General features: G+C 49.4%; 7 protein-coding genes. 1 reads left to right on the forward strand and 6 read right to left on the reverse strand.

Translation table 11 applies throughout. The features are described from left to right. Positions 1-106: 106 nt before the first annotated feature. The 3 genes from cas5a to MVD07_RS05760 are packed head-to-tail and all read right to left on the reverse strand — an operon-like array spanning position 107 to position 2,379. Positions 107-916 (reverse strand): type I-A CRISPR-associated protein Cas5a, encoded by an 810-nt coding sequence (cas5a, locus tag MVD07_RS05750; protein WP_297499580.1) that lies wholly within the window; start codon positions 914-916, stop codon positions 107-109. After that, complete coding sequence (cas7a, locus tag MVD07_RS05755) at positions 917-2,014, reverse strand: type I-A CRISPR-associated protein Cas7/Csa2 (RefSeq protein ID WP_297499582.1); 1,098 nt, start codon at positions 2,012-2,014, stop codon at positions 917-919. After that, positions 2,014-2,379, reverse strand: coding sequence for a hypothetical protein (locus MVD07_RS05760; RefSeq protein WP_297499592.1), 366 nt, complete (start codon positions 2,377-2,379; stop codon positions 2,014-2,016). Before MVD07_RS05760 ends, cas7a begins: the two co-directional genes overlap by 1 nt. 102 nt (positions 2,380-2,481) lie before the next feature. On the opposite strand from MVD07_RS05760, the gene MVD07_RS05765 reads away from it, so the two are divergent. After that, positions 2,482-3,144: a BlaI/MecI/CopY family transcriptional regulator gene (locus MVD07_RS05765; RefSeq protein ID WP_297499584.1), complete on the forward strand. Its 663-nt coding sequence runs from the start codon at positions 2,482-2,484 to the stop codon at positions 3,142-3,144. Here the strand turns inward: MVD07_RS05765 and cas1b are convergent. The 3 genes from cas1b to cas3 all read right to left on the reverse strand — a co-directional run. After that, entirely contained in the window at positions 3,141-4,121 is a 981-nt protein-coding gene (cas1b, locus tag MVD07_RS05770; protein ID WP_297499586.1) for a type I-B CRISPR-associated endonuclease Cas1b, read from the reverse strand. The two genes, MVD07_RS05765 and cas1b, sit on opposite strands and share 4 nt — an antisense overlap. A 9-nt stretch (positions 4,122-4,130) precedes the next feature. After that, the gene (gene cas4 / locus MVD07_RS05775) at positions 4,131-4,718 is read right to left on the reverse strand and encodes a CRISPR-associated protein Cas4 (RefSeq protein ID WP_297499588.1); all 588 of its coding nucleotides are present in this window, start codon (positions 4,716-4,718) and stop codon (positions 4,131-4,133) included. After that, a partial coding sequence (gene cas3, locus MVD07_RS05780) for a CRISPR-associated helicase Cas3' (RefSeq protein WP_297499590.1) occupies positions 4,715-6,625 on the reverse strand: 1,911 nt, incomplete at its 5' end. The genes cas4 and cas3, both read right to left, overlap by 4 nt.

Here is a 6,625-nt window from a genome sequence, read left to right on the forward strand (position 1 = left end):
TTCCCCCCTGCGGTAGGAACCTCAATGATGACCTTCCCGCCGGATTTCATTATTCCCCCTATTGCCTCCCAAGTACGAACCTGGTAATCGTAGGGCTCAAAGCCCGTCAGTTCCCTGAAGAGCTCTCTGGTGTCCATATACCCAGCACCTTCCTATCTAGAACAATGGCCCTTTTAACCTCAGGAACCTGCGTCGTTCTCGTGTAGTATACTATCCTCCTGTGGCGGCGTTCTTCGATTGGGATGTAGAAGGTCTCCTCTTCGGGACCCTTAGTTTTTCTCCTCCTAGAGCTCCCAGAATAATCCGGGGAGACCCAGGCTCTCTCCGTGTACACTTTTATCTTTCCCCTTCTTTGAAGGCTCTGGAATAGAAGGGGAGATACCTGGGAGTACGGTGCCGAGAAGGCCAGGGGTGCAGTTTTCTCCTCCAGTCTCACGAAGGAGGCCCAGAGGGGCGTTGCCAGGCTTTCGGTGTCTCCAATGGCGTCAATTAGCATGGCTGCCTTTAGGTAGCGCTCCTTTTCCTCCTTGGACAGGTCTTTGAAGATGTACGCTACAAGAACTTCTCTGGTGAAGGTGTACTCCCTCCTCATGGCATCATCTTTTTCGGCCTTGGAACCGGATTCCAGGTTCCTGAGACGCTTGAGAAGGAAGGCGTTCTTGACGAGGGGGCTTATTGGGGCGACGCTTACAGACTTAACGTCCACGAGCTTTTCCTCTACATCTGCCACGGCTTTTCTGGCCACGGTGTCGAGGGAGTCACCGATGTATTCCTCAGGCTCCAGAAGGATTAGTCCCTTCGCTAGCGCTCCCTTCAAGGCCGAAGGTGATGGGAGTAAGAGGGACGTCCTAACCTGATAGGAGCGCCTCGCCACCGAGAAAAATGGAAAGCGAAGGCGGACGAGCAGAACGTCCATTCACTCCTTCCCCCCATTCTCATTGAGGAGTTTGGCTACGAGTTCCTCCACCGAGGAGACTTCGGTTGCCTCTATTCCCTCCAGCTTGACGCCGTAAGTGAACGTTTTCACCTCGAATCCGAGTTTCTCTGCGTTCTTTATGATGGACTTGCTGGCTTCAACGTAATCCTCGTAGAAGCCGTGGACGAGGGCAGGGATTGGCTCTTCGCTGGCTATGGCGATGAATTCCTCAAGCTTGAAGGCCGGGAAGGAGCGGGCGAGGTTCGCCCCGATGTATCCACTCAGCATCGGCAGGAGTGCCCTGAGGGCGCTTTCAATCCTGGCATTCCTCTCCTTCGGGTCTATTACGAGGTTGGGCTTAAACTTCTTCCCTTCGGCTTTTACAGGGGCACTCTGGGGAATACCAACGAGGCCGAGGTCAAGGACAATTGAGAAACCGTAGAGGCCAGTTGCGTACTCCCTGCTGAAAAGCATCTGGGCGGTGTCGTTGCCACTGCTGATGGCTCCCTTCTCGTTAACGTCAACCCTGTTGTGCTTTATAGCGGTTATGAGGCGCTCTCCCTCCACTTCCTTGATGAAGTCCTCGGTGGGGATGATGAAGGATGTTTTTACTAGGGAGACCCTGCGAATACCCATAGCGGGAGCTAGGAATCCATGAACATCAGCATCAGCAAAGTACTTTATAAAGTGGGTCTCTGAGGCTTCTTCCCTATTCCCAGAGAAGTTAGGGGCGGATGTTAAGTACCATTTCTTGTCGTTGCTATCTTTTTCAAATATAACAGCCTGGTTGCCTGCTTTTGGAATTTCCCACCTAGTTTTTTTCTCAATAGGCTCAAACCTCGTCCCGTTGTACCTGAGTGCCCTCTCCGTGAGGTTCGCCCCGTAGGGAGTAGTTCTGAAGTAGTCAACAAAGCCCACGAAGTGCCAGTGCTTAAGCATGTTGCCGGTTATCGCAGGAACTTCAACTACTGCCCAACCGTTATCTGTCTTCACCGTCACCTTGGTCTTCGTAATCTCGATATAGTTTGTTCCCCCTCCGCCCTGGGCGTTGAGGGAGTGGGCGTTTAGCCTCAATCTTCCGCTTATCCGAACGTACATCATTCAACACCTCCATCCGAGTTCTCCTCTTTTGGACAGTGGTTCCAGTAAGCAAAAGCCCAGAGGGCTAAGCTCACCGCCAGCTTCCTGAGGTCCCTCGGGTTTGAAATATTCTCGACTTCTTTTTCAAGGGCCTCAATGTCATCTGGGGACGGCTTCCAGATGGGAGAACAACCCTTTGCTTCGGCCTTCTTCTGGAGCTTCGGCGCGAGCCTGAGGGCCTTGTAAACGCCCTCAAGAAGCTCCTCTGGGGTTCTTGCTTTGGCGATGCTATCAACCACGTCGTAGGCATATTCCTCAAACCTCTCATCAACGAGGTAGCTCAGGTACTTACCCATGTTTCTTACCATCATCCACCTGTCCATGGGGAACACCTACTCCTAATGGGAGTGTAGAATATTTAAAGTTTATTCTGGGAATTTAAGTTAAGTTTATTAAGTATTGCTCCCAAAATATCTCGAGGGGATATGAGGTACATAGTCACCGTTGGAGAACACATAAATCATATCTTCAGAGAAAGTGAGCTTATCCTGCCGCCGAGACTGGAAAAAGCAGAAATCAAAGTTGACAGTGCGGTTATTCTGTACTCTTTCAGAAAGAACGCCAAAGAGGAGAACATAGAGAAGATTAAACATTTCGTTGAAGAGGCTGAAAGAGGATTCAAATCTCTCGATATTCCCGTGATTTCCAAGGAGGTTAAGGATCCATACCTCTTCCAGGAGAGAATTGAAGAGTTTAAGAAGCTAATAGTTCCAAAAACCGTGATAAATCTCACTGGTGGGCGGAGAATTCTCGGATATGAACTCTTTTACGCGGCGATTGAAGTTTCTAATGAGAATCCCGAGGCTGTGGAGGCAGTGTTTTACGTGACTGCGGAGGGAAACCCAATAGAGTTTCCAATCATCAACCCTCAACTCCGGCTGACACCACTGGAGATGGAGATATTTGAGATAATAAGAAAGGCCAAAAGACCAGTGACGATAACGGAGATCAGGGATATCCTTTCAGAGCGCAGGGGCGCGGCTTATCCTTTGCCACTGGTTAGTGAATACGTCTCTAGGCTTGAGAAAAAAGGCTACGTGAAAAAAGAATCCAAAGGACGGAGAAGATTTGTAGTTTCCCTAATCTAAAACCACGCCACAAGCGGCTCGTACTCCCTAACCCCAACGAGGTGCTTTATCAGCTTGTAGGCTTCCAGCCTGATGAGCCTCCCCTTGGTGACATTCTTCTTCAGGCCGGGATGCTTGACGCTCTTGGCGAGCTCCTTGTTGTAGTGCTCCAGGACGAGCTTCATGCCCTCTTTTGTCAGAAGGACGCCGTTTAGCTCGCTCCGGAAGTGGTTCTTCTTGATTATCCCCTGCTTGACCAACCGAGTCGCTATTCTGTCCGCTATAACCGGCTTGAAAATCTCGCTTAGGTCCAGAGCCAGAGAAAACCTCCGCTCACCGGGCTCGTGGAGATAGCTCACCGTCGGGATCAGCTGGGTGTTGTAGAGCTCGCTCACGATGGTCGCATATAAGCGGGAGTTGAGGAAGCTTACCAGCGCGTTCATCTCGTTCCCCGGCGGCCTCCTCATGCGTTTGACTATCCTGAAGCCTTCCGGTAGATGCTCGTCCCAGCGGGAGTAATACTCCTGCCTGATCCTCGCCTCGACGTTCATGACGTCCGTGATCTTTTCAGCTTCCCCCAGCTCCCCAAGGAGTTCCTCAAGCTCCTCGTCAAAGCCGTCGGCGACCTTCCAGCGCTTCAGATTGCGCTCCATGTTGAGAGCCGAGCCTTTGACGAACAGTTTGGCAAGCTTCAGTCTCTTTTCCCTGCTCAGGTAGTGCTCGGCCTGCTTTATCACGAGATCTCCGGAGTGGAGTTTTTCCCTCGGATAAAAGCTGCCGTCGTAGTGGCCGTAGTGGTTGAAGAAGTGGATGGCAATTCCCTTCTGGGCGAGGAAATGCAAGGCCTGGGAACTTATGTTCACGTGGCCATAGACGTAGATGTCGTAGATTCCCTCGACGGCAAGGGGCTTCTTCCCGCTGGCGTTCTCGAAGTAGAGGGTGTTCTCCCTTCGAAGGAGGTTTCCATCTGAGAAAAGAGTGAGGGAGCGCTTTCTCATACTATCACCTCAAACCCAGCACAGCTCGTAGTAGGCGCACTTTTTGCACTTCTTTGATTTAACAGGTTCCGGTGGCGTGGGCAGTGATTTCACCCTCTGGACCTCGTGTATGGCTTCTTCCACTTCTCCCTCACGTCCCTCGAGCGTTATCTCCTTCGTCTCGTTGAGCTTCGGGTAGTGAAGAACCGCCTTCGCTTTGGTGCCGAGCCGCTTGAGGTAGTACAGGTAGTAGAGCGTCTGCATCTCGTGGGCTTTCTCCATTGATTTTCCGAGCTTGATCTCGTGGACCTCTATAAGCTCTCCCTTCCTGATGAAGTCTATTTTTATGCTCCCTATCTGGACTTCCTTCTCCTCGTTGGCGTAGTGCCTCTCGTGCAGGAACCTCCCGAGGTCAACCCACTCGTTTTCCCCTTCCATCGTAATGCCGTGTGAGAAATACCAAAGCTTTGTGGGGCAGATGAAGAGGTAGTTAACCTCCGTGCCGCCGATGAGAAGGTCGGTGAGGGGGTATTCCTGGAGTAGGTTCGAGTGGGAATTATGGTTTTGGGTGTAATCCCTGCTACAGTTGGTGGTGTTACAGTTAGGGGTGTAATTCACAGGAGGTCCACCTCGTCGAGATCCTTCCCAACAACATCGTCAACTCCGTACTCCCAGAGCTTCTTTGCCGTTTCTCCGTCCCATGTCAGGACCACTGGATAACCTTTGAACGTTCTGTGGAGGGCGCTCTGAAGGTTTGGATCCTTCAGAACAAACCAGATGGGAACGTTAATGGAATATTCCTGAAGTATCTTCTTGAGCTCCCACTTTTTGTTGTTGAGCTCCTTTTTATCCAGTTTCCCATTAGTTTTGTAAACTTTCCTAACTATTTCTTCCCAAGGGAGCCTATATGCGTCTGAATTCTCCTCTAACAAATTTCCTAGCCTCTTGACAGTATCGTTGTAACCGAACTTCACCATGAGCTTTGGCACAACAAAGTACATCCCACCAAGCTGGCGGAAAACCCTTTGTGCTTCACTCTTCTTTTCGAGGGTGAAGTAGTCGAGTTTGCTGTAGATATTATAGATTAGCTCTATGTATTCCGCCAGTATTTCCCCGCTGTAGACTTCATTGATTGAATTTCTTTCCTCTATGTATCCCAAGAGTTTTCCGTCAAGTTCGTTAAGCACTTTGGAAGTCCTTTCAAGAACTCTCTTCCCAATTTCTCCCCCATAGATAGTGCTTGTCCCCCTATCAATTCCAAGGAACACAACCACATTTGGAGTGGAAGAGGGATAATCTTCTCCTCTGTTCCTGTAAACTCTACCCCACCGCTGGATCTGGCTGTCAATTGGCGAGATCTCAGTTATCATTGTGTCAAAGTCAACATCGACCGAGGCTTCAACAACTTGAGTGGTTATTAGTAGGAGGGGCTTTTCTATAATTCCCAACTCCCGATACTTCTTGAGAACTTCCTGTATTCTGTCTATAGTCTCTTGTTTTCTCTTTTCCGGTAACCTTGAATGGAGAAGGTGCACTTCCCAGTTTTCGGAGCTGGCTTCTGTGCTTTTCTCTTGGGTTAGCACTTTATAGAGAGTAACAGCTTTTTTAACATTATTTACGACAACCATAACTGTTTTGAGGCCTTCCTTCTCGAACTTCTTCAGGTATTTCTGTATCTTTTCTAGTGCCTCATCCCTCGGATGGAGAATAGTTTTTCCGTTCTCCCCTTTAATGTATATAAACATTGCCTCATCTACAGTCTTTATCCGGTGCCTCATAACAGCCAAGTTCTTTACCTCTTCTTCTCTTCCGTGGAACTCCTCTGCGACATCCACTACTTTAAAGTTAAATAGCGGGACTGGAAGCTCTTCAGGGTTGACACCAAGTTTATTAGCTTCGTCTTTGCTAAAACCGCTGATGTACCACTTTATGTGCGGCGGTAAGGTAGCGGTAATAATGAGAACCTTTCCCCCAGCATCTTTTATCAATTTAAGCGTCTTTAGGAATACCGCCACCATTTCTGGGGTGTAGGCCTGAACTTCATCAACCACTATGCAGGATTCAGGGTAAACCGAAATAACCTTGTCAGAACCATAATAGTTCAATCCAGTTAGGAAAACCTGATCAGGCGTTGAGAGCATTACGGGCATCGCCAGTAAACTGGCAGAGTTGACTTTTTTCTCAACATCTACTTCCATGTCGGTGCCCTCAACGTATTCCATAAAAGCTGTGGAGTGAAGTAAACCCACGTGTTCGTCATTGAAGTACTCCTTGGAAAGGCGCCTGTAAAGGTCGTTGAGTGCAACTCTAAGTGGAAGTGTATAGATGAGCTTGCCTTTGTTTTTCGCCCACAGAATCGCCAGCTCCGTCTTACCGGAGCCTGTTGGTGCTATGACTGCAAGATAATCCGAGTCGTGTTTCTCCAGAAGTTCCTCCTGCCAGAGCCCCTTGAATGATTCCTTGGCCTTCTCATTTATTCTTTCGTTAATGATGTGCTCGATGTCGCCGAATACTGAGTGTATATC

The organism is Thermococcus sp. (assembly GCF_027008145.1).
Taxonomy (GTDB): Archaea; Methanobacteriota_B; Thermococci; order Thermococcales; family Thermococcaceae; genus Thermococcus.

Bases quoted from the DNA above. Each gene is read 5' to 3' on its own strand.
- MVD07_RS05765 (WP_297499584.1), top strand. From the start codon at position 2,482: ATGAGGTACATAGTCACCGTTGGAGAACACATAAATCATATCTTCAGA.
- cas5a (WP_297499580.1), bottom strand. From the start codon at position 916: ATGGACGTTCTGCTCGTCCGCCTTCGCTTTCCATTTTTCTCGGTGGCG.
- cas7a (WP_297499582.1), bottom strand. From the start codon at position 2,014: ATGTACGTTCGGATAAGCGGAAGATTGAGGCTAAACGCCCACTCCCTC.
- MVD07_RS05760 (WP_297499592.1), bottom strand. From the start codon at position 2,379: ATGGACAGGTGGATGATGGTAAGAAACATGGGTAAGTACCTGAGCTAC.
- cas1b (WP_297499586.1), bottom strand. From the start codon at position 4,121: ATGAGAAAGCGCTCCCTCACTCTTTTCTCAGATGGAAACCTCCTTCGA.